This is a genomic window from Streptomyces sp. NPDC034049, from assembly GCF_055575575.1.
The window spans coordinates 156303-180730 of record NZ_JBVISJ010000013.1 but is presented as its reverse complement, the minus strand read 5'-3'; the positions used below and the strand labels follow the sequence as shown (position 1 = coordinate 180730).

5 protein-coding genes are annotated in these 24428 nt (G+C 73.8%); 2 read left to right on the top strand and 3 right to left on the bottom strand.

Going from position 1 to position 24428, the window contains the following annotated elements:
• The first annotated feature begins 197 nt into the window (after positions 1–197).
• Positions 198–19097, top strand: a complete 18900-nt coding sequence (locus ACZ52C_RS31590; protein WP_469077944.1) for a non-ribosomal peptide synthase/polyketide synthase — start codon at positions 198–200, stop codon at positions 19095–19097.
• A 35-nt stretch (positions 19098–19132) separates the two neighbouring features.
• On the top strand, positions 19133–19342 hold the full coding sequence (locus ACZ52C_RS31585) for an MbtH family protein (RefSeq protein ID WP_329900910.1): 210 nt from the start codon (positions 19133–19135) through the stop codon (positions 19340–19342).
• A gap of 77 nt (positions 19343–19419) precedes the next feature.
• Here the strand turns inward: ACZ52C_RS31585 and ACZ52C_RS31580 are convergent, their stop codons facing one another.
• From ACZ52C_RS31580 to ACZ52C_RS31570, 3 genes are read right to left on the bottom strand one after another with little or no spacing between them, the layout of a single operon-like run.
• Positions 19420–20484 carry an iron-siderophore ABC transporter substrate-binding protein gene (locus ACZ52C_RS31580; protein ID WP_469077943.1) on the bottom strand — a complete coding sequence of 355 codons (1065 nt, stop codon included), beginning with the start codon at positions 20482–20484 and terminating at the stop codon, positions 19420–19422.
• The gene (locus ACZ52C_RS31575) at positions 20484–22469 is read right to left on the bottom strand and encodes an ABC transporter ATP-binding protein (RefSeq protein ID WP_469077942.1); all 1986 of its coding nucleotides are present in this window, start codon (positions 22467–22469) and stop codon (positions 20484–20486) included. The genes ACZ52C_RS31580 and ACZ52C_RS31575 overlap by 1 nt, the downstream gene beginning before the upstream one ends.
• Positions 22466–24229, bottom strand: a complete 1764-nt coding sequence (locus tag ACZ52C_RS31570; RefSeq protein ID WP_469077941.1) for an ABC transporter transmembrane domain-containing protein — start codon at positions 24227–24229, stop codon at positions 22466–22468. Before ACZ52C_RS31570 ends, ACZ52C_RS31575 begins: the two co-directional genes overlap by 4 nt.
• Between the last annotated feature and the right edge of the window lie 199 nt (positions 24230–24428).

Here is a 24428-nt window from a genome sequence, read left to right as displayed (position 1 = left end):
CTTCAACTTTCTTTGATGAGGCTTGCCTTAACTGTAGGGCGAGCACGGGGTGAACTGTAGGTCTTCCGTCGAATGCCGCACCGTCCCGGCGGGTACCTCTCTGGGAGCACTCTGTGAATTAGGTAACCCTTACCTTAGTATGTCGGCGACCCCGGCCCCAGGTCCGGGACCCCGACCCGCTGGGGAGGCTCACGGCTGTGTGCGGTTCCGAGGAAGTTCTGTCCCATTGGCGGCGGTTGCTGACACCGCTTCCGCTCGAGATCGCGCTGCCCGCCGACCGGCCGCATCCGCCACAACCGCTGCCCGAGCGGGACTCACGGGTGCTGTCGGACGTTCCGGACGCCCCCGACGCCGTCCGACTCGCCGCGTTCGTCGCGCTGTTGCACCGCTACACCGGGGCGACGGACCTCACCGTCGGCCATGACGGGCTCCCGCTGCGGGTCTCCGTCGAACACGAGCCGACGTTCGCCGAGTTGACGCGGCGGGTGACGCAGGCGTGGGAGGAGGCGCAGACCCATCGGGTGCCCGTGGGCCTCCTGGTCGAGGAGCTGCGGCCCCGGCCGGCGCGCGGCGGCGGACTGTTCTTCAACACGGCGTTCGCCACGGCCTCCCGCCCGGCCGGTGAACTCCCGGCCCCGGTCGACGTGTTGCTGGAGGTGGACGGGGACTCGGCGCGGGCGTCGTACTCCCCCGCCCTGTTCGACGGCACGACGATCGAGCGGCTGCTCGGTCACTACCGCACGCTGCTCGCCGACGCCGTGGACCGCCCCGGGACGGCGGTGGCCCGGCTGGACCTGATGTCCCGGGAGGAGTACGGGCAGGTCGTCCTCGACTGGAACGACACCACGCACACGGTGCCGTCGGACACCTGGCCGGCGATGTTCGCCGCGCAGGTGCGACAGCGGCCCGAGGCCGTGGCGCTGGTCTTCGAGGACGAGGAACTCACCTACGCCAAGCTGGACGAACGCGCCAACCGCCTGGCGCACGCGCTGATCGCGCGGGGTGCCGGGCCAGAGCGGATCGTCGCCCTGGCGCTGCCGCGTTCCGTCGAGCTGATCGTCGCCGAGGTGGCCGTCCTGAAGTCGGGCGCGGCCTATCTGCCGATCGACCACGACTATCCGGCGGACCGCGTCGCGTACATGCTGGGCGACGCACGGCCCGTCTGCATGGTGACCACCGGCGAGACCGCGCGTGATCTCCCCGAACCGGCCGAGGGGATGACTCTCCTGGAACTGGACGCGCCCGCCACGGCCGCCGAGTTGGCGGGGCGGCCGGTCCACGACCCGACCGAGGCGGACCGCGGGGCGCCTCTGAGCGTCCTCAACGCCGCCTATGTGATCTACACCTCGGGTTCCACCGGCCGCCCCAAGGGCGTCGTCCTCGCCCACGGCGGTGTGGCGAAGCTGGTGGCCACGCAGAGCGAGCGGTTCGGCATCGGACCGCACAGCCGGGTGCTGCAGTTCGCCTCGCCCAGCTTCGACGTCGCCTTCTGGGACCTGTGCCTCGGACTGCTGTCCGGCGGCCGGCTCGTCGTCGTCCCCGCCGAGCGCCGGGTGCCCGGGGCGCCGCTCGCCGACTACGCGAACGCGCACGGCATCACCTTCATGATCCTGCCGCCGGCGCTGCTCGCCGCCATGCCCGACGACGTCGAACTGCCCCCGACCGCAACGCTGTTGGCCGGCACCGAGCGGGTCTCCCCCGAGCTGGTGGGCCGGTACGCGCGCGGCCGGATGATGTTCAACGCCTACGGCCCGACCGAGGCCACCACCAACTCCACGCTCGGCCTGTGCGATCCCGACATCCCGGCCGGGGCGATCGTGCCGATCGGTGTGCCCGACCCGGGGACCCGGGCGTACGTCCTGGACGCGTTCCTGCGGCCGGTGCCCGCCGGAGTCACCGGCGAGCTGTACCTGGGCGGCGCGGGCCTGGCCCGGGGCTATCTCGGACGGCCGGACCTGACCGCCGAGCGGTTCGTCGCCGACCCCTTCGGGGAGCCCGGCGAGCGGCTCTACCGCACCGGCGACCTGGTGCGCTGGCGGGCGGACGGACGACTGGAGTTCCTGGGGCGCGCCGACGCCCAGGTCAAGATCCGCGGGTTCCGCATCGAGCCGGGCGAGATCGAGTCGGTGCTGCGCGGCCATCCGGCCGTCGACCAGGTCACGGTCGTCGTCCGCGAGGACCGGCCGGGCGACCGCCGCCTCGCCGCCTATGTCGTCCCGGCCCTCGACGCGCCGCGTGCCGCGGACGCGGACGCGCGGGTCGAGGAGTGGAAGGAACTGCACGAACTCCTCTACGGGGCGGCCGGCGCCGAGGACTCGCGCGCGGCGGACACCGACGGCTCCGGCCTGCGCGAGAACTTCGCGGGCTGGAACAGCATGTACGACGGCACGCCGATCCCCGTCGAGGAGATGCGCGAGTGGCGGACGGCGACCATCGACCGCATCCGTGAACTCGGCCCCGCCCGGCGGGTGCTGGAGATCGGCGTCGGCAGCGGCCTGATCCTGTCCGCGATCGCGCCCGACAGCGAGGCCTACTGGGGCACCGACCTCTCGGCCGAGGCCGTCGCGGCACTCGCGGCGCAGGTCGACACCGATCCGGAGCTGGCCGCCAAGGTCGAGCTGCGGGCGATGCCCGCGCACGACACCGAGGGCCTGCCCGAGGGGTACTTCGACACCGTCGTCGTCAACTCCGTCGCGCAGTACTTCCCCAGCGGGGAGTACCTCGCCGACGTGCTCCGCAAGGCGGCGGGGCTGCTCGCCCCCGGTGGCCGGATCTTCGTCGGCGACGTCCGCAATCTGCGTCTGCTGCGGACGCTGCGCGCGGCCGTGGAGACCCGGCGGTCCGCCGGCGGCGACGAGGGCGACAAGAGCGCGCTGCGGGCCGCCGTCGAGCGCTCGGTGCGCTGGGAGGGCGAACTCCTGCTCGACCCGGACTTCTTCGCCGCCCTCGACGGCTTCGACGCGGAGATCCGTCTCAAGCGGGCCGCGCACCACAACGAGCTGAGCCGGTACCGCTACGACGTCGTGCTGCGTCCGGCGGCGCCGGTGGCCGCCCGGGAGCTGCCGGAGGCCGACTGGTCGGCGGTCGGCGGACTCGGCGGACTGGCGGAGCTGCTGGCCGGGCGCCCGGAGGGGCTCCGCGTCACCGGTGTGCCCAACGCGCGCCTCGCGGACGACCTGGCGGACCTGCGGCGGCTGGAGGACAGCAGCCGGCAGGCGGCCGACGCCACCGACCCCGAGGACCTGCACGCGCTGGCGGCCGAGCACGGCTACCGGGCGGCACTGACCTGGAACGGGAACGCCGACGACGGCGCGTTCGACGCCGTGCTCGTCCTCGACGGACCCTTCGGCCCGCTGTACCGGACGACCGGGACCCGTCCGCACGCCAACCGGCCCGCGCCCTTCCGTGACGTGAACGCGCTGATGCGGACCCTGCGCGGGCACGCCGCCGAGTGGCTGCCCGACTACATGGTCCCCTCGGCGTTCGTCCCGCTGCACGCCCTGCCGGTCACCCCCAGCGGCAAGATCGACGCCAGAGCGCTGCCGGCCCCGGACTACGCCACCATGAGCTCCGGCCGGGCCCCGCGCACCCCGCGCGAGAAGCTGCTGTGCGCGCTGTACGCCGAGGTGCTCGGCGTGGACGCGGTGACGGCCGAGGACGACTTCCTCGCGCTCGGCGGCGACAGCATCAGCGCCATCCAGCTGCTCATCCGGGCCCGGGAGGCGGGCCTGAGGCTGACCACCCGCGACGTCTTCCGGCACCGCACGGTCGAGGCACTGGCGCAGGCCGCCGTCGAGCGGGTCGCCGAACACACCGCCGACGAGCCCCTGATCGAGGTCGACCCGGCCGAACTCGCCGAGATCCAGGGCACCCACCCGCTGCCGGTCGCCGAACTGCTGCCGCTCACCCCGCTCCAGCAGGGCTTCTTCTTCCACTCCCTCACCGGCGGCGCCGACGGGGACACCTATGTCGTCCAGCAGGTCCTGGACCTCGCCGGACCGGTCGACGCCGCGGTGCTGCGCCGTGCCGCACAGTGCCTGCTGGACCGGCACGCGCCGCTGCGGGCCGCGTTCCGCCAGCGCCCCGACGGCACCCCGGTGCAGATCATCACGCGGGACGCCGAACTGCCCTGGCGGGAGGTCGACCTCTCGTCCCAGGACGGCGAGGTCCGTGAGTCGCTGGGCGACGCCGTGGCCGCGGACGAGCGATCCCGCGGCTTCGACCTGGCCGCGCCGCCGCTGCTGCGCTGCGCCCTGGTCCGGCTCGGCGAGGAGCGCAGCCGCCTGGTGCTGACGTTCCATCACATCGTCGCGGACGGCTGGTCGTTGCCGGTGCTGCACCGCGAACTGATGGCGTACTACGGCACCGACGCGCCCGCGCTGCCCGAGGTCGCCCCCTACCGCGGCTTCCTGCGCCGCCTCGCCGAGCAGGACCGGGACACGGCGCGCGAGGTCTGGCGCGACGCGCTCGCCGGGCTGGACGAGCCGACCCGGCTGGTCGGCGCCCCGGGCGACGGGGGGGCACCCGTACGGCCGGAGCACGTGCGGGTGGAGCTGTCCGAGCGGACCACCGCGCGGCTCGCCGAGCGGGCCCGTGAACTCGGTGTCACCCTCGGGACCGTGGTGCAGGGCGCCTGGGGTCTGCTGCTGGGCCGGCTGACCGGCCGGGACGACGTGGTGTTCGGCACCACGGTCTCCGGGCGCGACGGCGAGGTCGACGGCATCGCCTCCATGGTGGGCCTGTTCATCAACACCCTGCCGACACGCTTCCGTTGGGCACCGCGCGAGTCTCTCGGAACCCTGCTCGTCCGCCTCCAGGAGGAACAGGCCCGGCTCCTGGACCACCAGCACCTGGGCCTCGCGGAGATCCAGCGGCTCACCGGCCACGCGGGCTCCGGTGAACTCTTCGACACCCTCGTGGTGTTCGAGAACTACCCCGCCGAGTCGGACCTGCGGGACGCCTCGGGCACCGTACGCATCACCGGCGACGCCTTCCACGACGCCGTGCACTATCCCCTCGCCCTCGTCGTCAAGCCCGGCCGGCGGCTCGACCTGCGGCTCAAGCACCACGCGGAGCGTCTCGACGGCGACACCGTACGCGCCCTCGGCGACCGGCTCGCCCGTGTCCTGGAGGCCGTGGCCGAGGCACCGGAGGGCGCGGCCGCCTCCGTCGAACTGCTCGCCCCCGACGAGGCCCTGCACGCGCTCCTCGCCGGCGAGGAGCGCGTCGTACCGGGGTCCACCCTGGCGGAAGGGTTCGCCGCACAGGTCGCCCGGACGCCCGACGCGACAGCCGTCGTCTTCGAGGACGAGCAGCTGACCTATGCCGAACTGGACGCCCGCGCCGAGGAGTTGGCCGTACGGCTGCGCGGCCGGAGCGCGGGCCCCGGGGCGTTCGTGGCGGTCGCCGTGCCGCGTTCGGCGGAGCTGATGGTGGCGCTGCTGGGTGTCCTGAAGTCGGGCGCCGCCTATCTGCCGGTAGACCTCGACTACCCGGCGGACCGGGTGGCCCACATGCTGGCCGACTCGGGCGCCACGACGGTGGTCACCCTCGCCGCGACGGGGGACCGACTGCCCGGGCCGAGCCGGTCCGCCGGGGGGAACGCGCCCTCCGTACTGCTGCTGGACGCCGCCGACGCCCTGCCGGCCGAGGCCGCCGCCGGCCCCGCCCCCACACCCGCACGCCCCGACGACCCCGCCTACCTGATCTACACCTCCGGGTCGACCGGTCTGCCCAAGGGCGTCGTCGTCACCCACCGGGCCATCGTCAACCGGTTGGCGTGGACGCAGGGCGCGTACGGGCTCGGTCCCGACGACCGGGTGCTACAGAAGACGCCGTCCAGCTTCGACGTGTCCGTCTGGGAGTTCTTCTGGCCGCTCCTCGAAGGCGCGACCGTGGTGCTCGCCCGCCCGGACGGCCACCGCGACCCCGCCTACCTGGCGGAACTCGTGCGTGCGCGGGCCGTCACGACCATGCACTTCGTGCCGTCGATGCTGGAGGCCTTCCTCCAGCACGACGCCGTCACCGGCGACCCCACCTGGTCGGCCTCGCTGCGCCGCGTCCTCAGCAGCGGCGAGGCGCTCCCGGTCACCGCCGCGAGCCGCTGGCACGCGCTGACGGGCGTTCCGCTGCACAACCTGTACGGCCCGACCGAAGCGGCCGTCGACGTCACGTACCACCCGTACACCCCCGAGGAGGAGCCGACCGGCGCGTCCGTGCCCATCGGGCGCCCCGTGTGGAACACCGGGCTGCGTGTGCTGGACACCTGTCTGCGGCCCGTCCCGGACAGTGTCCCCGGCGAGCTGTACCTGACCGGCGTCCAGCTCGCCCGCGGCTACCACGCCCGGCCGGCCCTGACCGCCGAGCGGTTCACCGCCGACCCGTACGGGCCGCCCGGCAGCCGGATGTACCGCACCGGCGACCTGGTCCGGCGCCGCGCGGACGGGGTGATCGAGTACCTGGGCCGCACGGACCGGCAGGTCAAGCTGCGCGGCAACCGGATCGAGCTCGGCGAGATCGAGGCCGCGCTGGCGCGGCTGCCGGAGGTGGCGCAGGCCGCCGTGACGGTACGCGACGACGCGCTGGTCGCCTACGTCGTGCCCGTCGGAGGCGCCACCGAGGTGGGCGACCTCCGCGAGGCCCTGACCGGGTCCCTCCCCTCCCCCATGGTCCCGAGCGCCTGGGTCGTCCTGGACGCGCTGCCGCTCACCCCGAGCGGCAAGCTGGACCGGGCCGCGCTGCCCGCGCCGCAGGCCGTGCGCGCGACCGTCACCCGCGCCCCGGCCGGCCCCCGGGAGCAGGTGCTCGTCGAGATCTTCGCGGCCGTGCTGAAGCTCGACGAGGTCGGCGTCGACGACGACTTCTTCCTGCTCGGCGGTGACAGCATCTCCTCGATCGCCGTCTCCAGCCGGGCCCGCCGCGCGGGTCTGGTGATCGGCCCGCGGGAGGTGTTCGAGCACCGCACGCCGGCGGCGCTCGCGGCGACGGCGGCCCTCGACGAGCCGACCGCCGAGGACAGCCCGGTCGCGTCCGCGTTCACGCTGACCGAGGAGGAACGGGAGCGGGTCGAAGGGCTCGCCCCGGGCCGGATCGAGGACGTCTGGCCTCTCGCCCCGCTCCAGGAGGGCCTGTTCTTCCACTCGAACTTCGACGACAGCTCCCTGGACGTCTACACGGTCCACGAGTCCTTCGACTTCGCCGAACGCGTCGACGCCGAGCGGCTGTCGGACGCCGTGCGGACGCTGCTGGGCCGCAACCCCAGCCTGCGTGCCGGTTTCACCAGTGAGGGGCTGCGCCAGCCGGTGCAGTTCATCGTCCGCGACGCCGACGTCCCGCTCAGGGAAGTGGATCTGGCGGGACTCCCGGCGGCCGAACAGGACCTGCGTATGCGGGAGTTGCTGGAGGAGTCGCGGGCGCAGCGGTTCGACCTCACCCGCCCGCTGCTGTTCCGGATGCTGCTCGTGCGGCTCGGTGCGGAGCGCGGTGACCGGCTGATCGTCGGCCGTCATCTGATCCTGTGGGACGGCTGGTCGGCCTGGCTGTTCCTGGACCAGCTGTTCGCCCTGTACGAGAGCGGGGGCGACCCGGCGGGCCTGGACCGCCCGGGCTCCTACCGCGACTATCTGACCTGGCTGGAGCGTCAGGACGACACCGAGGCGACCCGCGCGTGGCGGGCGGCCCTGTCCGGTTTCGAGGAGCCGACGCTCCTCGTGCCCGCCGCCTCCGAGCGGGGCCAGGAGCCGGTGATCCCGGAACACCTGGAGGCCGTGCTCGACGCGGCGGTCGGGGAGCGGCTGCGCGACACCGCCCGTTTCCACGGTCTGACGCTCAACACCGTGCTCAACGCGGCCTGGGGTCTGGTCCTGGCCGGCGTGACCGGCCGCACGGACATCGCGTTCGGTACGACGGTCGCCGGGCGGCCGAGTGAGGTGCCGGACGTCGAGAACGTCATCGGCATGTTCCTCAACACCGTGCCCGCGCGCATCGCGTTCGACCCGCGTGAGCCGGTCCTGGATCTGCTGCGCCGTATCCAGGGCGAGCGTCTCGAGGTCATGCCGTACGAGTACCTGGGGCTCGGTGTCCTCCAGGCCGAGACGGGCCACCGGCGGCTGTTCGACACGCTGTTCGTGCTGCGCAACGCCGACACGGACGAGCGGCTCGCCGAGCTGCGCGAACGGCACGGCGCGACGGCCGCGGCCAACGTGGACGCCACGCACTATCCGGCGAACCTGGTGGTGACACCGGGCGAGCGGGTGCGGGTGACCCTGGCCTACCGGCCCGATCTGCTGGAAGACGCCTACGCGCGGGCCCTGTTGGACCGTTTCGTGCTGCTGGTCGACCGGCTGGTGGCCGACCCGGCCGCCCCGGTCGGCTCGCTGGACGCGCTGCTGCCGGCCGAGGCCGCCTCTCTCGCCCGCGAGGAGGCCGCGCAGCGCCAGCCCGTGCCGCACGAGACGGTCGCGGACATGCTGGCCGCGCAGGCTGCCCGCACCCCGGACGCGACCGCCCTGGTCTTCGGCGCGCAGACCCTGACGTACGCCGAACTCGACGCGCGCTGCGACCGGATGGCCCGGCTGATGATCGCGCGGGGCGCCGGACCGGAGAAGGTGATCGCGCTCGGGCTGCCGCGCTCGATCGACATGGTGGTGGCGCTGTTCGCGGTGCTGCGCACGGGGTCGGCGTATCTGCCGCTGGAGCTGGACCACCCCGCCGACCGGCTCTCGCTGATGCTGGCGGACGCGCGCCCGCTGCTCCTGCTGTCCACGGCGGCCGTGTCGCGGAAGCTGACGGGCGACACGCCGCGTGTCCTGCTCGACGACCCGTCGGTGGCGGACGAACTGGCGGCCTTCCCGGCCGGCCCGGTGTCGGTGTCCTTCAGCCTGGACCACCCCGCCTACGTCATCTACACCTCGGGCTCCACGGGCCGCCCCAAGGGCGTCGTCACCCCGTACGTCGGCCTGACGAACATGCAGCTCAACCACCAGAAGGAGATCTTCGCCCCGGCGATCGCGTCGGCGGGCGGGCGGCGGCTGCGCATCGCGCACACCGTGTCGTTCGCGTTCGACATGTCCTGGGAGGAGCTGCTGTGGCTCGTCGAGGGGCACGAGGTGCACGTCTGCGACGAGGAGCTCAGGCGGGACGCGACCGCGCTGGTCGCGTACTGCGAGGAGCACCGCGTCGACGTCGTCAACGTGACCCCGACCTACGCCCATCTCCTGATCGAGGAGGGCCTGTTGGAGGGGCACCGGCCGCCGCTGGTGCTGCTCGGCGGCGAGGCCGTCACCGAGACGGTGTGGAACACCCTGCGGGACACCGAGGGCACCTACGGCTACAACCTGTACGGCCCGACCGAGTACACGATCAACACGCTCGGCGGGGGTACGGAGGACAGCGCCACCCCGACCGTGGGCAGGCCGATCCGCGCCACCCGGGCCCGCGTCCTCGACGCGTGGATGCGTCCGGTGCCGGACGGTGTGGCGGGCGAGCTGTACATCGCCGGTGTCGGGCTGGCGCGCGGCTATCTCGACCGGCCGGGCCTGACCGCCGAACGGTTCGTGGCCGACCCGTTCGGGCAGCCGGGCGAGCGCATGTACCGCACCGGCGACCTGGTGCGGCGCCGCGCGGACGGCAACCTGGACTTCCTCGGCCGTACCGACGACCAGGTCAAGATCCGGGGCTACCGGGTGGAGCTGGGCGAGATCGAGACCGCGCTCGCCCAGCACCCCGAGGTGTCGCAGGCCGCCGTGATCGCCCGCGACGACGCCTCGGCGCCGGGCACCAAGCGCCTCGTGGGTTATGTGGTGCCCGCCGAACCCGACCAGGAGGCGCGGGACTCGGCCGAGCGGGAGCAGATCGGTGAGTGGCGGGAGATCTACTCCGCCGAGTACACCGAGATCGGCACCGCCCTGTTCACCGAGGACTTCGCGGGCTGGGACAGCTCCTACGACGGCACGCCGATCCCCGTGGAGCACATGCGGGAGTGGCGCGAGGCCACCGTGGAACGCATCCGTGAACTGCGGCCCCGCCGGATCCTGGAGATCGGCGTCGGCTCGGGCCTGCTGCTGTCGAAGCTCGCTCCGGACGCGGAGGCGTACTGGGCGACCGACTTCGCCGCCCCCGTGATCCGCAAGCTCACCGAAGGCGTGCGGAGCGACCCGGCGCTGGCCGACAAGGTCGAACTCCGCTGCCAGGCGGCCGAGGTGACCGACGGCCTGCCCACCGGCTGGTTCGACACGGTCGTCATCAACTCCGTCGTCCAGTACTTCCCGAGCCTGGACCACCTCCACCAGGTGATCCGGGGCGCGCTCGGCCTGCTCGCGCCCGGCGGCGCCCTCTTCCTCGGCGACATCCGCGACCTGCGCCAGGCCCGGGTGTTCCAGTCCGGCATCCAGACCGCCCGCGCCGACGCGGACAGCGAGCCCGAGGCCCTGCGCCGGGCCGTGGAGCGGGGACTCGCGCTGGAGAAGGAACTCCTCGTCGACCCGGACTGGTTCACCACCCTCGGTGTCGGTGTCGACCTGCGCACCAAGGCGGGCCGCCACCACAACGAGCTGACCCGCTACCGGTACGACGTGGTGCTCTACGAGGGGGACGCCGGCCTCGCGCTGGACGGTGTCCCGGCCGTCGACTGGACCGGGCGGGACGCGCTGCTCGCCCGGCTCGACGGCACCGGAGCGCTCCGGGTGCGGGGTGTCCCGGACGCCCGTACGGCCGGCGACCTCGCCGGGCTGCGCGCCCTGGACACCGGCCGTCCCTCGCCGGTCGCGGCGACGGGCGTGGAGCCAGAGGACCTGCGGGAGACCGCCGAGGCCCGCGGCTACCGGCTGCTCACCACGTGGTCCGTCGAACCCGGCGCCTACGAGGCCGTGTTCGTGCCCGGTACCGACACCTCCCGCACGGCGGGTCTGTACCGGCCGCGCGCCGACCGCGACGCCACCGCTCCGTTCGCCAACACCCCGGCGGCCGGACGCGGCCACACCGCGCTCGTGCGGCGGCTGCGCGACGACCTCGGACAGCGGCTGCCCGGCTACATGGTGCCCGCCGCGTTCGTGGTGCTGCCCGGGCTGCCGATGAACGACAACGGCAAGCTGGACGTGCGCGCCCTGCCGGACGCCGAGCCCGCGGTCGCCCTGTCGGCGGGGCGCGGCCCGCGCACCCCCGTCGAGGAGGTGCTGTGCCGGCTCTTCGCCGAGGTGCTGGGGCTGCCCCGCACCGGCGCGGAGGACAACTTCTTCGACCTGGGCGGTCATTCGCTGCTCGCGACCCGGCTGATCAGCCGCGCCCGCACCGAGCTGGGCGCGGAGCTGGCCATCCGTGACCTCTTCGAGGCGCCCACCCCCGAGGCGCTGGCGCTGCGGGCGGGCACCGGGCGTCCCGCGCGGCCCGCTCTGCGGACGGTCGCCGAACGGCCGGCGCGCGTCCCGCTGTCGGCGGCGCAGCGGCGGCTGTGGCTGGTGGAGCGGCTCGTCGGCGGCGGGGTGGCGTACAACTTCCCGCTGGTGTTCCGGCTGCGCGGCGAGCTGGACCTCGACGCGCTGCGGGCCGCGCTGCTCGACGTGACGGGCCGTCATGAGGCGTTGCGGACGCGTTTCCTGGAGGAGGACGGCGAGCCCTACCAGTGGATCGTGCCGCCGGGCGGGGCCGAGCCCTCCTTCCGGGTCGTCGAGGTCACCGAGGACGACCTGGCCGCGCGGATCGAGGCGGCGCAGCGTCGGCCCTTCGACCTGGGCACCGAACTGCCGGTGCGCGCCGAGGTGTTGCGTCTCGGTGCGGCCGACCACGTGGTGGCGCTGGTGCTGCACCACATCACCACCGACGAGTGGTCGGACCGCCCGTTCCTCGCCGATCTCACCACCGCCTACCGGGCCCGGATCGAGGGCCGTGCGCCGATGTGGGCGCCGCTGCCGGTGCAGTACGCCGACTACACGCTCTGGCAGGACTCACTGCTCGGGCAGGTCGGCGCTGACCAACTCGCGCACTGGACCGAGGCGTTGCGCGACCTGCCCGAGGAGTTGTCCCTGCCCCAGGACCGGCCGCGGCCGGACTCGCCCACCGGGCGGGGCGGCAAGGTGCGTCTGGAGCTGTCCCCCGCCACCGGCCGGGCGCTGCGCGAGCTGTCCGCCGCCACGAACACCAGTATGTTCATGCTGTTCCAGGCGGCCACGGCGGCGTTGCTGCACCGGCTGGGCGCCGGTGACGACATCCCGCTGGGGGCGCCCATCGCGGGGCGGACGGACGACGCGCTCGACGACCTGGTCGGTTTCTTCGTGAACACGCTGGTGCTGCGCACCGATCTGTCGGGCCCGGGGAGCGGTCCCTCGGACCTGACGTTCACTCAACTGCTGGGACGGGTGCGGGAGTCGGCCCTCCAGGCGTTCGAGCACCAGGACCTGCCCTTCGACCAGGTCGTGGAGGCCGTGAACCCGCCCCGGGTCGCCGGTCGCAACCCGCTCTTCCAGGTCATGCTGGGCTACCACTACCGGCCCGACGGCGACCCGGACGTGCTGGGCATGCCGACCGAGTGGTTCGACATGGACACCGGCATGGCCAAGTTCGACCTGCACTTCACCTTCGTCGACGAGGTGGGTCAGGACCGGCTCACCCTGCTGCTGGAGTACGCGCTCGACCTGTACGACGACGAGACGGCCCGGCGTACGGCCGGGCGGCTGGCCCGGCTGCTGGAGCAGGTCGCCGACGCGCCGGACACACCGGTGCGGGATCTGGCGGTCCTGGAGGAGGCCGAGCGGGAGTCGGTGCTCGTCCGGTGGAACGACACGGCGCACGACGCGCCCGCGACCACCCTGCCGGAGCTGTTCCGGGCACAGGTGGCGCGGACACCGGACGCGCTCGCCCTCGTCCACGACGAACAGCGTCTGACCTACGCCGAGCTGGACGCGCGGGTCGAGCGGACCGCACGGGTCCTCGCCGGGATGGGCGTGGGTCCGGAGCGCACGGTGGCGGTGGCGCTGCCGCGTTCGGTGGAGCTGGTGGTCGCCCTGCTGGCGGTGCACCGGGCCGGCGGTGCCTATCTGCCCCTGGAGGCCGACCAGCCCCGGGAGCGGCGGGCGCTCATGCTGGAGGAGGCCCGGCCGGTGTGCGTCGTCGAGGGCGCCCTGCCGGAGGGACCGGAAGGGGAGCTGCCCGCCGCGTACGACCCGGCGAGCCCTGCCTACGTGATCTACACCTCCGGTTCGACGGGCCGCCCGAAGGGCGTCGTCGTGCCGCAGGAGGGCATCGTCAACCGACTGCTGTGGATGCAGGACGCCTACGGGCTCGGCCCCGACGACCGGGTGCTGCAGAAGACCCCGGCCGGCTTCGACGTGTCGGTGTGGGAGTTCTTCTGGCCGCTGATCACCGGCGCCGCGCTGGTGGTCGCCCGGCCTGAGGGCCACCGCGACCCGGCGTATCTCGCGCGGGTGATCCGTGAACAGGCCGTCACGACCACGCACTTCGTGCCGTCGATGCTCCAGGTGTTCCTGGAGGAGCCGGCCGCCGCGCGGTGCACGGGTCTGCGCCGGGTGCTGTGCAGTGGTGAGGCGCTGCCGGCGTCGGTGGCGGCACGCTTCCACGAGGTGCTCCCGGCCGAGCTGCACAACCTGTACGGGCCGACGGAGGCCTCGGTCGACGTCACGGCCGGGCCGGTGGTGCCGGGCACCGACCGGGTGGTGATCGGGCGTCCCGTGTGGAACACCCGGACCTACGTCCTCGACGCGGCGCTGCGGCCGGTGCCGCCCGGTGTGGCGGGAGAGCTCTACCTCGCGGGCGTCCAGCTCGCCCGTGGCTACCTCGACCGCCCCGGCCTCACCGCCGAGCGCTTCGTCGCGGACCCGTACGGCGGGCCGGGCGCACGGATGTACCGCACGGGCGACCTGGCCCGCTGGCGGCCGGACGGCACGCTCGACTTCCTCGGCCGCACCGACCACCAGGTCAAGATCCGTGGTGTGCGCGTCGAGCCCGGCGAGATCGAGGCGGTGCTCGCCCGGCACGAGTCCGTCGCGCACGCGGTCGTCGTCCCCCACGACCAGCGGCTCGTGGCGTACGTGGTCCCCGCCGCCGGGCGGACGGCCGACCCGGCGGTCCTGCGGGCCCACACCGCCGGCGCCCTGCCGGACCACATGGTGCCCGCGGCCGTCGTCGCCCTCGACGCGCTGCCGCTGACGTCCAACGGCAAGCTGGACCGCCGGGCGCTGCCCGCGCCCGACTTCGCGGCGGGCGGCGGCGCGGGCGGCCGGGCGACGGGTCCGCGCGAGGAGATCCTCCGTGGCCTGTTCGCCGAGGTGCTGGGGGTGGACCGGGTCGGCGTCGACGACGACTTCTTCGCCCTGGGCGGCCACTCGCTGCTGGCCATGCGGCTGGTCGCCGGGGTCCGGGCCGCGTTCGGGTCGGAGGTGTCGCTGCGCACGGTGTTCGACGCGCCGACGGTCGCCCGGCTCGCGCGGCGGCTGGCGGAGGGCTCCTCGGCCGACACCACCGCCCGGCCGACGCTCGCCGTGCGGCCGCGTCCCGAGCGGCTGCCGCTGTCCTCCGCCCAGCAGCGCCTGTGGGTGCTGTACCAGGTGGAGGGCCCCAGCGCGACGTACAACATCCCCTCGGCCTGGCGGCTGACGGGAGCGCTGGACGTCGAGGCGCTGCGGGCGGCCGTGCACGATCTGGTCGTCCGCCACGAGACGTTGCGCACGGTCTTCCCCGACGACGAGGGCCGGGCCCACCAGCTGGTCCTGGCGCACGACGAGGTGAACGTCCCGTTCGAGGTCGTCGACACCGACGACGAGCTGCTGCCCGAGCTGCTGGCGGAGGCCGGGGCGTACGGCTTCGCGCTGGACCGTGAACTCCCGCTGCGGGTCCATGTGTTCCGCACGGGCGAGCATGAGTGGACGGTCCTGCTGCTCCTGCACCACATCGCCGGGGACGAGTGGTCGCAGGGCCCGCTGAACCGGGACCTCGCCCTCGCCTACGCCGCCCGGACGACCGGACGCGCGCCCGCGTGGGAGCCGCTGCCCGTCCAGTACGCCGACTACACCCTGTGGCAGCGGGACGTCCTCGGCGACGAGAAGGACGAGGGCAGCCTCGCGGCACGCCAGGTCGCGTACTGGAAGCAAGCGCTGGCCGGGCTGCCGGAGGAGCTGGCGCTGCCCGTGGACCGGGCCCGCCCGCTGGAGGCGACCTACCGGGGCGGCGCCGCCGACCTCTCGCTGGACGCCGAACTCGCCGCCGCCCTCGACACGTTGGCCCGCGACAACGGGGTCAGTGTGTTCATGGTGCTCCAGGCGGCCGTGGCCACGCTCCTGTCCCGGCTCGGCGCGGGTGACGACATCCCGATCGGCAGCCCGATCTCCGGGCGCACCGACGCCGGGCTGGACGACCTGGTCGGGTTCTTCCTCAACACGCTGGTGCTGCGCACCGACACCTCCGGGGACCCGACGTTCCGGGAGCTGCTCGGCCGCGTCCGGGAGACGGACCTCGCCGCGTTCGACCACCAGGACGTGCCCTTCGAGCGGCTGGTGGAGGTGCTCAACCCGGCCCGCTCCCTCGCCCGTCACCCGCTGTTCCAGGTGATGGTGGTGTACCTCGCGTCCGACGGCGAGGACACCGGGCTGCCCGGTCTGGTCGCCCGGCGGGACGAGGTGGCGCAGACGACCGCCAAGTTCGACCTGTCCTTCGACTTCGTCGAGCGCGGCGACGGCACCGGCGTGGACGGCGTCCTGGAGTACAGCGCCGACCTGTTCGACGCGGCCACGGCCCAGTCCTTCGCGGACCGGCTGCGGCGCGTCCTGCGCGCGGTGACCGCCGATCCGGACACCCGTCTCGGTCTCGTCGACATCCTCGCCCCGGAGGAGCGGGACCGGCTGCTCGCCGGCTGGCACAGCCGTCCGGTCGCCGGCGGACCCACCACGGTGCCGGCGCTCTTCGAGGAGCGGGCGCACCGGCACGGCGAGCTGCCCGCCGCGGCCTCCGACGGGGTCGAGCTGTCCTTCGCCGAACTCAACGCGGACGCCAACCGGCTGGCCCGGCTGCTGGTGGAGGCCGGTGCCGGGCCCGAGCGGTTCGTCGCGCTCGCGCTGCCGCGCACCGCGCACTTCCTCACGGCGGTCCTCGCCGTCCACAAGGCGGGCGCCGCGTATCTGCCCCTCGACCCGGACGCCCCGGCGGAGCGCACGGCCGACGTCCTCGCCGACGCCGGACCGGTCCTCACCCTGACGACCCGGGAGTTCGCCGGCACCCTGCCGTCCGGCATCGCCTCCCTGCCGCTGGACGACCCCGGCACCCGGGAGCGGATCGCGGCCCAGGACCCGGCCGACCTCACCGACGCCGACCGGCTCGCCCCGCTGACGCCCCGCCACCCGGCGTACGTCATCTACACCTCGGGTTCCACCGGCCGGCCCAAGGGCGTGGTCATCACCCACGAGACGCTCGGCAACCTCTTCCACAGCCACCGCGAGACGCTGTACGCGCCCGCGATCGAGGCGGCCGGGCGGCGGCATCTGCGGGTCGGTCACGCCTGGTCGTTCTTCTTCGACGCGTCCTGGCAGCCGCAGCTGTGGCTGCTGGACGGGCACTGTGTCCATGTGCTGTCGGAGGAGGTCCGGCGCGACCCGGAGCTGGTCACCGAGGCCGTGCTCCGGCACCGCTTCGACTTCCTGGAGGTCACCCCGTCGTTCTTCGCGCAGATGGCCGACAGCGGACTGCTGCGCGACGGCGACTGCCCGCTCGCGGTGGTCGGTGTCGGCGGCGAGGCCGTACCGGTCGCCCTGTGGAAGCGGCTGTCCGAACTGCCCGGCACCGAGGCGTTCAACCTGTACGGGCCGACCGAGTCGACCGTGGACGCCCTCGTGGGACGCGTCCGCGACAGCGAACGGCCGCTCGTGGGGCGGCCGGTGGCCGGCACCCGGGCGTACGTCCTCGACGACCGGCTGCGGCCGGTGCCGCCCGGTGTCCCCGGTGAGTTGTACCTCGCGGGCGGCGGTCTCGCCCGCGGCTATCTGGGCAGCCCCGGTCTGACGGCCGAGCGGTTCGTGGCCGATCCGTTCGGTCCGGCCGGATCGCGGCTGTACCGTACGGGCGACCTGGCGCGCTGGACCACCGACGGGCGGATCGACTACCTCGGCCGCGCCGACGACCAGGTCAAGATCCGCGGGTTCCGCATCGAGCCCGCCGAGATCGAGGCCGCGCTCACCGCCCACCCGGAGGTCGGCCAGGCGCTGGTGACGGTTCATCAGGAAGGTCCGCGCAAGCTGCTCGTGGCCCATGTGGTGCCGGTCCCGGACACCGCGCCCGACCCGGCGGCGCTGCGTGCCCATGTCGCCGGGCTGCTCCCCGACCACATGGTCCCGGCGGCCGTGGTCACGCTGGAGCGGTTCCCGCAGCTGGCCAACGGCAAGCTGGACCGGTCCGCCCTGCCCGCGCCCGACTTCGCCGCGCTGTCCTCGGGACGGGCACCGGCGACCGTCGTGGAGGAGCTGCTGTGCGCGGTCTTCGCGGAGGTGCTGGGCCTCGAACGGTTGGGTGTGGACGACGACTTCTTCGCCCTCGGCGGTGACAGCATCGTCGCCATGCAGCTCGTGGGGCGGGCCCGTGCGGCGGGCCTGCGGATCAGCCCGAGGCTGGTGTTCCGGCACCGTACGGTCGCCGCGCTGGGCATGGTGGCCGAGGCGGCCGACGTGTCCGCGCCGCGCCCGGCGGACGACGGCACCGGCACGGTGCCGCTCACTCCGGTCATGCACTGGCTGCGTGAACTGGGCGGCCCCTTCGCCTCCTACCACCAGGCGGCGCTGGTCCGCACTCCGGCGGCCCTGGACCTGCCCGGTCTGACCGCCGTCCTGCGGGCCCTCGTCGATCGTCACGACCTGCTGCGCGCCCGATTGGTACGGCCCTCCGCCGAGGACAGCGACGGGTGGTCGCTGCATGTGCCGCCCGTCGGCACGGTCGACCCGGCCGGGTGGATCGAGCGGGTCGACGTCCGCGGGCTGCACACGGCCGCGCTGGGCGAGGCCGTACGGGAGCACACCGTCGCGGCACGGGCGTCGCTCGACCCGGATGCCGGAGTCATGGTCAGGGCCGTGTGGTTCGACGCCGGCGACGCCCCCGGGCGGCTGCTGCTGATGGGGCACCATCTCGTCGTGGACGGTGTGTCGTGGCGGGTGCTGCTGCCGGACCTCGCGGCGGCCTGGCAGGACGCGTCCGCCGGGCGGCCCGTCGGGCTGCTGCCCGTCGAGACGTCGTTCGCCCGCTGGTCGAGGCTGCTCACGGAGCTGGCCGGGCGGCCGGAGCGGGAGGCCGAACTGCCCGTGTGGGAGGCGATTCTCGCCGGCGGCGCGGCGTCCCTGCCGCTCACGCGGGACCGGGATCCCGACCGCGACACCAGCGCCACCCGGCGCGAGGTCGTGCTCCGGCTGCCTGCCGAGCACACCGGTCCCCTGCTGTCGGCGGTGCCGGCCGCGTTCGGCGCCGCCGTCAACGACGTGCTGCTGGCGGGGCTCGCGCTCGCCTTCGCGGACCGGCGGCGCCGGGACGGCGGTGCGGACACCTCCGTCCTCGTCGACCTCGAAGGCCACGGCCGCGAGGAGGAGTTGGGCGGGGACGGGATCGATCTGTCGCGTACGGTCGGCTGGTTCACCAGCGTCTACCCGGTCCGGCTGGACGCGGGACCGGCCGACCCCGACGAGGCCTTCGCCGGGGGCCCGGCGGCGGCCGAGGCCGTGCGCCGGGTGCGGGAGCACCTCGCGGCACTGCCCGCGAACGGCGTCGGGTACGGGATGCTGCGGCACCTCAACCCCCGCACCCGAGAGGTGCTGGCGGTCTACGAGCCGCCGCGCGTCGAGTTCAACTACCTGGGCCGGTTCGGCATCCCCGAGGAGACGGACTGGTCGTACGCGCCGGAGGAGGACGCCGCGGACATCGGGTCGGAGGGCTCGATGCGGGAGGGCCACGCGTTGGAGATCAACGTGGTGACCGAGGACCGTGCTGACGGGCCGGTGCTGGCCGCGCACTGGTCGTATCTGGAAGGACTGCTGCCGCGCGACACGGTCCGGGATCTCGCCGAGACCTGGTTCCGGGCCCTCCGTGGGCTCGTCGTGTGGGCGGAGCGAAACCCGAAGTGACAGAAGCAGCGAGTGCAGTCGGAAAGAGGAGTGGCATGAGCAACCCGTTCGAGGACCCCGAAGGCACCTACCTGGTGCTGGTCAACGACGAGAACCAGCACAGCCTGTGGCCGGACTTCGTGGACGTGCCGGCCGGCTGGCGGGTGGTCCACGGACCCGACTCCCGACAGGCCTGCCTGGAGCACGTCGAGACCAACTGGACGGACATGCGGCCGCGCAGTCTGGCCGAGTCGATGGACGGCTGACACGGGAGAGACACGAGAGGGGGGCCGGTCGGTGACCGGCCCCCCTCTCTCGTCCCGGGGGATCGCCCCTGATCGCGTCAGGACGCGGGCTGCTCCACCTTGGTGTCCGTCTTGCCGTCGACGGCCGCCGCCAGCTGCGGCGCCAGGCGCTCGATCACGTACGGCAGGCTGAGGACGGTGCCCATGGACAGGGCGTTGCCGTAGTCGCTGGTCTCGTTGACGTAGACCTCACGGCCCTCCTTCACGACCTTCAGGTCCTTGTAGGAGGCGTCCTTGTGCAGCTTGGCGGCATCCTTCGTGACGTCGCCGACCTGCCAGACGATGGCGCCCTGGTCGAGCAGGTCTGTGCGCTCCTTGCTGATGTTCGCGCCGAACTGATCGCCGATCACCTTGTCGAGGTCCTTGGGCAGGGTGAAGCCCAGGCCGGTCAGCAGGCGCGAGCGCGGGTCCTGGCTGCCGAAGACGAACATGCCCTCGTACGGGGTGGCCATGACGGCCGTGGCGCCCTTGAAGCCGGGGTTGTCGTCGGCGGCGGCCTTGATCTTCGCCTCGGTGTCGGCGACCGCCTTCGCGGCCTCGTCGGACTTGCCGAGCGCCTTGCCGATCGTCTCGGTCTGCTCCTGCCACGGGACGCCGTAGTCGTTGTACGCCTTCGGCTGGGCGACCACGGGCGCGAACTTGGACAGCGACTCGTACTGCTCCTTGGTGAGTCCGCCGTACACCGCGAGGATCAGGTCGGGCTTGAGGGCGGCGATCTTCTCCACCTGCGGGCCGGTGCCGGTGTCCTTGAGGACGGTCGGCGCCTCGGCGGAGCCGAGCTTGTCCTCGGCCCAGGGGCCGATGGCGCCCTTGTAGCCGCCGAGCCACTCGGTGGTGCCGACGGGAACCTTGCCGAGGGCGAGGACCGAGTCCTGGTCGGTGAGGCCGACGGTGACGATCCGCTTGGGTTCGGCCTTGATCGTGGTGCTGCCGTACTTGTGGTCGACGGAGACCGGGAAGGCGGAGTCGCCGGAGGTGCTCGCCTCCGCGCCGGCGCCCGACGCGTCGTCGGAGTCGGAGCCCCCACCGCACGCGGTGGCGAGGAGCAGGGTGGCGGAGGCGAGCACGACGGCGAGCCGTGGCGCTCTGCGGGAGCGGAACATCAGCGGTCCTTCGGTTCGGGTTTCTGCGGAGCGGTGCGTGTGGGGGTCTCGGGGGCCGGCCTGGGGCCGGTGTCGCGGGCGTCCGACCACGCCGACCAGAGGGCGGCGTAGGGGCCTCCCGCGGCGTGGAGTTCGTCGTGGGTGCCGCTCTCGACGACGCGGCCGGCCTCCATCACGACGACGCGGTCGGCGGTGGCGGCCTGGCTGAGGCGGTGGGCGACGATCAGCGCGGTCCGGCCGTCGACGGCGCGGGCGACGGCCTTCTCCAGGGTGCGCGCGCCGGCGCTGCCCGCCTCCGCGGTGGCCTCGTCGAGGATCACCAGGGGCGGGTCGGCGAGGATCAGCCGGGCCAGTGCGAGGGCCTGGGTCCGCTCGCCGCTGAGCCGGTGGCCGCCGTCGCCGACGACCGTGGCGAGCCCCTCGGGCAGGGCCTCGGCCCAGGCGAGGGCGTCGACCCGGTCGAGGGCGGCACGCAGTTCGTCGTCGGTGGCGTCGGGCTTGGCGAGCCTCAGGTCGTCGGCGAGGGGGCCCGCGAAGACATGGGTCTCCTGGGTGATCAGGGCGATCGTGCGGGAGGCGGCGGCGCCCAGTTCGGTGGGCGGGACACCGCCCACCAGGACGTCGCCGGAGGTGGGCGGCTGGATGCCCGCGACGAGTCGCGCCAGGGTGGTCTTGCCGGCTCCGCTGGCGCCGACGAGGGCCACCCGTTCGCCGTGGCGGATCGTCAGGTCGATGTCGTGCAGGACGGGGTGGCCCGGCCGGTAGGCGTGGCCGAGGCCGCGCACGGTGACGTCGACACCGCCGGCGCCGACGGTGCGCGTCGGCGGCGGCGCCACGGGTTCGTCGGTGACGCCGACCAGCCGGGCGAGGCCCGCCGTGGCGGACTGGGCGTCGTCGAGGAGGGCGAGGGCGGCGTTGACGGGGCCGAAGAGGCTGTGGAAGTACAGGGCGGCGGCGGTCGCCGTACCGATGCTGGCGGAGCCGTCGCGGACCAGCCAGTAGCCGGTGACGAGAACGGCGGCGAGCCCGATGTACTCGGCGATGTGCAGCCGGCTGTAGAAGCCGAGGACGAGGCGCACGCCCCGCATGGTCAGCGCCACCAAGGACCACGACCGCTCGGTGACCCGCTCGGTGTGCTCGCGACCCAGCCGGAACGCCCGCACGGTGGAGCTGCCGCCGATGGTGTCGAGCATCTGCTGCTGCTGGGCGCCGGCGGCCACCCGCTGCTCGGCGTAGAGCGGGATGGCGCGGGCGACGTACCAGCGGGCGGTGGCCACCTGCACGGGGACCGCGAGCAGCGCGGCCAGCAGGAACCGCCAGTCGAGCAGGGCGAGGGCGCCGAAGGTGAGGACGATGATGAGCACCGACCGTCCGAGGGCGGGCAGCGCGTTGCGCACGGCGTCGGCGATGAGGGAGACGTCGGCGGTGACCCGGGCGGTCAGGTCGCCGGCGCCGGCCTTCTCCACGCGGTCCAGGGGGAGTGCGAGGGCGCGCTCGACGAAGCGTTCGCGCAGCCGGGCCAGGGTCGTCTCGCCGAGCCGGGCGATCTGCGACAGACCGAACCCGGCGGTGACGCCCTGGGCCACGGCCACGGCCACGAGGAGCACCGCGGTGGCGGTGATGGCGTCGGCGGACCCCCGGTCGGCGGCCAGGTCGACGATCCGGCCCAGCAGCGGCTGCACCAGCAGCCCGACGGCGGTGGACGCGACCATGACGGCGAACGCGGACACGGCCAGCCGCCGCTGCGGCCGCACCAGCTCGACGACCGCGGCCCGCGTACGGGCGGCACTGGCGACGGGCAGCAGCACAGGTGCGGCACGCCCACCGCGCAGGGGCTCGGCCTCGTCGGCTCGGGACGCCACGGAGGCCACGGATGCCTCTGAGCGCTCGGGGGTTTCGGCGCCCCCGGCTTCGGCCTCGACCTCGGCTTCGGCCTCGACCTCGGCCTCGGCTTCCGCCTCGGTGGATTTCACCTGATCGGTCATGCGAGGACCGCCGTCCGGTAGTCGGCGCGCTCGTGGACGAGGCGTTCGTGGTCGCCGGTCGCGAGGACGCGGCCTTCGTGGAGGAGGACGACGCGGTCGGCGACGGCGAGGAGGGCGGGGCTGTTGGTCACCAGGAGGGTGGTGCGTCCGCCGCGGACGTCCCGGATGCCGTCGGCGATGCGGGACTCGGTGACGGCGTCGACGGCGGTGGCCGGTTCGTGCAGGACGAGGACCGGCGCGGCGGCGGCCAGGGCGCGGGCCAGGGCCACGCGCTGACGCTGGCCGCCGGAGAGGGAACGGCCGCGCGCGGTGACGGTGGTGTGGACTCCGTCGGGCAGCGCGCGGGCGACCTCGTCGGTTCCGGAGGCGACCATCGCGGCGGTGACGTGCGCCGGTACGGCCGTGCCCGCCGCCCCCGTGTCGGCGGCGCCCGCCGACGCTCCCGAGGGCGCGCCGGTGGCGATCGCCGCCGTGACGTTGTCCAGGACCGTCCCCTCGAACAGGTCGGCGTCGTGCTCGACGACCAGCATCGCCGTACGGACGTCGTCCGGTCCGAGCGCGGTCAGCGCGGTGCCGTCCAGTTCCACGGTGCCGTCGTCGGGGTCGGTGTGGCGGCCGAGGCAGCGCAGCAGCGCGGTGGCGTCGGCGGGGTCGGTGGTGGCGACACCGACGGTCTCGCCGGGAGCGATGTCGAGGTCGACCCCGCGCAGGGGGCCGTGGGTCAGGGCGCGCAGCGTCAGCCGGCCCTGGACGCCGGCCGGCGGGACGGTCTCGGCGGACCCCTTCGCGGCCACGGCGCCGGGCGTGTCCAGCACCTCGGCGATCCGGGCGGCGGAGGCGCGGCCCTGGGCGAGTTCGGCGTTGATCCAGGCGAACTCGGAGAGCGGGCCGACGATGAACAGGGCGAGCCCCACGGAGGAGACGAGTTCGCCGAGGCCGATGTCGCCGCGGGCGGCGAGGCGGCCGCCGACGAGGGCGACCAGGGCGATGAAGGCGCCGGTGAGGATGGTGACGACGCCGTTCTGCCAGGCCTCGGCGCGGGCGGCGCGCAGCGTGGCGGCGAGGGAGTCCTGGCTGACGCGCCGGTAGCGGGCGACGGCCGCCTGTTCGGCGCCGATGCCCTTGAGGACGCGCAGTCCGGCCACCAGGTCGGCGGCGACGCCTGAGGCCTGGGCGGCGCGGTCCTGTTCGGTCTCGCTGCGCCGTTCCAGGGGCTTGCTCAGCAGGTGTCCCAGCCACAGCAGCAGTGGGGTGCCCAGGAGCACCAGGAGGCCCAGCACGATCGAGACGCGCAGCAGGGCGACCGCGCTGACGACGAGCCCGGCGGTGGCCGCGAAGGCGACGATGAGCGCCATGGCCACGGCGCCGACCCGCTTGGCGTCCTCGGTGGCGATGTTCGTCAACTCGCCCGGCAGCCTTCCCTCTTCGGCGCCGCCCTCGGGTGCGAGGACACGGCCGACGAGGGCGGTCCTGAGGTGGTGCGCGGCGGTGACGGCGGCGCGTTCCCCCGCCCGCGCGCTGAACCGGAAGCTGAAGGAGAGCCCGACGTACACGGCGGCCAGGACGAGCAGCCACAGCAGCAGTCCGGGGATGTCGCCGTCGACGACGCCGCGCTCGATGGCCACTCCGAGGAGCACCGGCACCAGGGCCTCACCCGTCTGGTGACCCATCCCCAGAACCGCGCCGAGCACGACGTCCCGACGCTGTCCGCCGACCGCGCGCCACAGGACGTTCCGTCCCGGTGGGTCCGCTTTTCTCACGCAACACTCCGGACCGGTTTCGCCAACACAGGAAACGTACAAGGAAACTTAGGTAAGGCTAACTACATTTGTCTTCCTGGACCAGCCCCGAGACGTCTTCGAGACCTGAGCGACCTCCCCGAACGCGGGACATTAGTCGAGCCGACCGTCAACTGGCTTACGGACCAAGCGACTTCACCGATACGAGAACCCACCGGGC

What these genes read in the sequence shown, in the direction of transcription:
- ACZ52C_RS31585 (WP_329900910.1), top strand. Translation starts at nt 19,133, where the DNA reads ATGAGCAACCCGTTCGAGGACCCCGAAGGCACCTACCTGGTGCTGGTC.
- ACZ52C_RS31580 (WP_469077943.1), bottom strand. Translation starts at nt 20,484, where the DNA reads ATGTTCCGCTCCCGCAGAGCGCCACGGCTCGCCGTCGTGCTCGCCTCC.
- ACZ52C_RS31575 (WP_469077942.1), bottom strand. Translation starts at nt 22,469, where the DNA reads ATGACCGATCAGGTGAAATCCACCGAGGCGGAAGCCGAGGCCGAGGTC.